We start from the raw sequence: 545 nt of genomic DNA, 5'->3' as shown, positions 1-545 counted from the left end.
GCCGATAGCGACTACAACGCTGTTACCCGAGCGGAGTACCTAATGACGCAGATCTGCGCCCAGGACTTTTCTGAGGGAATGAAGCAGTCAGTCTTGAGCGTGACTGGTGCCCTCAAAGATGGGCTTCGCGCGCAGCTTGCCGCTCACATGGACAAGATGCTCGACGAATTGTTCTGCATCAAATCCCTGCAAGACCAAGGCAAGGTCGAAAAGCCCTGGTAACACCTGCCCACCCCTATAGCACTGGCAGGTTAAAGAAACTGGAATACCTCCCCACCCCGGGGAGAAAGGGAGAACAGCAATGCTCAGTCAAGAACAAATCCAGCAGGCCGTCACTGATGCGATGCCTGATGTACTGCGCGGCCTTCGCCGTGAAATTGAAGAACGCCTTGTCCGCGACGCAATCCAAACGGCATCGATGGCAGTTAATGCGCAGGTGACCGAGTGGGTCAAAGAAAACTTGGTCCCCGAAGTCCTGAAGGCACTGGCCGAATCCAAGGACGGGCTCATCAACGCAGCGCCCGTGATGGCTGGAACGATGGTCC

The 545-nt window shown here is 56.0% G+C and carries 2 protein-coding genes; both read left to right on the top strand.

The window, feature by feature from the left end:
* A partial coding sequence (locus RCF13_RS13565) for a hypothetical protein (RefSeq protein ID WP_308141245.1) occupies positions 1–222 on the top strand: 222 nt, incomplete at its 5' end.
* 79 nt (positions 223–301) lie between these two features.
* Positions 302–545 (top strand): hypothetical protein (locus tag RCF13_RS13560; RefSeq protein WP_308141244.1); only part of this gene is annotated, 244 nt, incomplete at its 3' end.

It is taken from the genome of Stenotrophomonas maltophilia group sp. RNC7 (assembly GCF_030910085.1).
Taxonomy (GTDB): domain Bacteria; phylum Pseudomonadota; class Gammaproteobacteria; order Xanthomonadales; family Xanthomonadaceae; genus Stenotrophomonas; species Stenotrophomonas sepilia.
Note: the sequence above shows the minus strand (reverse complement) of the source record. Positions and strands in the feature narration are given on the sequence as shown.